Annotated in this window: 3 protein-coding genes; 2 read left to right on the top strand and 1 reads right to left on the bottom strand. The window is 71.5% G+C overall.

Features of this window, described 5'->3' with window-relative positions; genetic code table 11:
* The coding region (locus tag UUA_RS18245; protein WP_008439676.1) for a lipid-binding SYLF domain-containing protein at positions 1-550 on the bottom strand (550 nt) is incomplete at its 3' end.
* 94 nt (positions 551-644) lie between these two features.
* On the opposite strand from UUA_RS18245, the gene hemH reads away from it, so the two are divergent.
* Positions 645-1,700 (top strand): ferrochelatase, encoded by a 1,056-nt coding sequence (hemH, locus tag UUA_RS18240; protein ID WP_008439675.1) that lies wholly within the window; start codon positions 645-647, stop codon positions 1,698-1,700.
* A partial coding sequence (locus UUA_RS18235; RefSeq protein ID WP_008439674.1) for an alpha/beta fold hydrolase occupies positions 1,697-2,342 on the top strand: 646 nt, incomplete at its 3' end. The genes hemH and UUA_RS18235, both read left to right, overlap by 4 nt.

The raw sequence follows: 2,342 nt of genomic DNA, 5'->3' as shown, positions 1-2,342 counted from the left end.
GCGCCGAACCGTCGAGCGCCACCCCGGCGAACAGGCCGCGGCTGCGCGAATAGGAGTAGATCTCGGCCTTCATCTGCGCGTCGGTGGAGGCGCTGGCGGTGCGCCCGACCGGGCCGGCCGCGGCGGAGGCGTCGGCACCCAGGGTGAACTTGCCGTTGACGATCGAATCCACGCCGCGCTGGGTGCGGAACACCAGGATCACGTCGGTCGAGGACACGCCGGCCTGGAAGCCCACGCTGCCGCCGGTCATGGTGATGAAGCTGGGGTTGGACCAGGTGCCGTTCGGACTCTTCACCGAAATCAGCCCCTCGCCGCGGCGACCGCCGAAGATGAAGCCGGCCTTGATCATGTCCGGGATCACCGCGATCGCCCGGGCGTTCTGCAGCAGGTCCTTCGGGATCGCCTTGTCCGGCGCCTGCATGATGTCGTTCATCACGCGCACCGCATTGGTGGCGCGCACCAGCGGCGGATCCTCGGCGTGCACGGCCATGCTCGGCAGACACAGGGCCAGTGCGGCCAGCAGCAGACGTTGCAGCGGTGTCTTCAACATGGGCAACTCCACTCGGGTTCGGGGAAAGGGCGGCGCCACGCGCTGCACCGGGCTTGTGGCAGACTGCGCGGTCAGCGCAGCCACGACTGTCACGATGCCACGCAGCAACCACTATACCGGCGTTGCCGACGATTCCGACGCGCCGGCCGTTCAGCCCGTTCAGGCTGGCATGCTGCTGGTCAACCTGGGCACGCCAACGGCGCCGACCGCCGCGGCCGTGCGCCCCTACCTGGCTGAATTCCTCGCCGATCCCCGGGTGATCGACTACCCGCGCTGGCGGTGGTGGCCGATCCTGCATGGGGTGATCCTGCGCCTGCGGCCGAAACGTTCAGCGCACGCCTACACGCGGATATGGGACGAACGCGGCTCGCCGCTGCGCTACGGCAGCGAGGCGCTGGCCGCCGGCCTGCAGGCCGAGCTGGACAAGCAGCAGCCTGGCACGCTGCGGGTGGCGTTGGCGATGCGCTACGGCGAGCCGTCGGTGGCGCACGCGATCGAACAGTTGCAGCGCGAGGGCGTGCGCCGGCTGCTGGTACTGCCGCTGTACCCGCAGTATTCGGCCACCTCCACCGGCTCGGTGATCGACGCCGTCGCCGACGCCTTCAAGCGACTGCGCTGGCCGCCGGAGTTGCGTTTCATCAACGACTACCACGACGATCCTGGCCACATCGGGGCGCTGGCGACCAGCATCGAGCGCTGGCGGGCGGCGCACGGCAGCGGCGAGAAACTGCTGCTGTCGTTCCACGGCATTCCCGAGCGTTACGTGGCGCTCGGCGATCCCTACGCGGAACAATGCCGACGCACCGCGCAGTTGCTGCGCGAGCGGTTGCGGCTGGGCGAGGACCAACTGCTGGTCAGCTTCCAGTCGCGGGTGGGCCGCGAGCGCTGGCTGCAGCCGTACACCGACGCCACCGTGCGCCGGCTCGCCGCCGAGGGCGTGCGCCGGCTCGATGTGGCCTGTCCCGGCTTCGCGGTGGATTGCCTGGAGACGCTGGAGGAGATCGCGATGCAGAACCGCGACTTCTTCACCGCCGCCGGTGGCGAAACACTGCGCTACATCCCCGCGCTGAACGACGCCGCCGAACAGGTCGCCAGCCTCGCCGCGCTGGTGCGCCGGCACCTGGGCGGCTGGCCGGAAGCCGCCGCGTGACGAAGCCCGCCGAGCGTCGCATCGTGCTGCCGCACCTGCCATTGGCCGCGCAGGTCTGGGGGGATGAAACGCTGCCGCCGTTGCTGGCGCTGCACGGCTGGCTGGACAACGCCGGCAGCTTCGCCCGGCTGGCGCCGCTGCTGGCCACACGCTGGCGGGTGACCGCGCTGGATCTGCCCGGTCACGGCCATTCCGGCCACCTCGCCGCCGGCGCCAGCTACCACTACGTCGACCACGTGCAGGCGGTACTGGCCGCCGTCGACGCCCTGCAACTGGAGCGCTACACGCTGCTCGGCCACTCGCTGGGTGCCGGCGTCGCCAGCCTGGTCGCCACGGCACGGCCGGAGCGGATCGCGCGCCTGCTGCTGGTCGAGGGCCTCGGCCCGCTCGGCGACGACGGCACGCACACCCTGCAGCGCTTCCGCGACGCGCTGGCCCCGCGCAGCGGCAACGGCAAGCCGCTGCGGGTGTTCCGCGACGTCGCCCAGGCGGTCGCCGCGCGTCGTCTGGCCAGCGGCCTGCCCGCCGAACTGGCGCAGCCGATCGTCGAACGCGGCCTGGCCGAAACCGACGGCGGCTGGCGCTGGCGCAGCGACCCGCGGCTGACCCGCCCCAGCGCGGTGCGGATGGCCGAATCTCAGG

Origin of the sequence: Rhodanobacter thiooxydans LCS2 (genome assembly GCF_000264375.1) — a bacterium.
Lineage (GTDB): Bacteria > Pseudomonadota > Gammaproteobacteria > Xanthomonadales > Rhodanobacteraceae > Rhodanobacter > Rhodanobacter thiooxydans.
Note: the sequence above shows the minus strand (reverse complement) of the source record. Positions and strands in the feature narration are given on the sequence as shown.

What these genes read in the sequence shown, in the direction of transcription:
- hemH (WP_008439675.1), top strand. Translation starts at nt 645, where the DNA reads ATGCCACGCAGCAACCACTATACCGGCGTTGCCGACGATTCCGACGCG.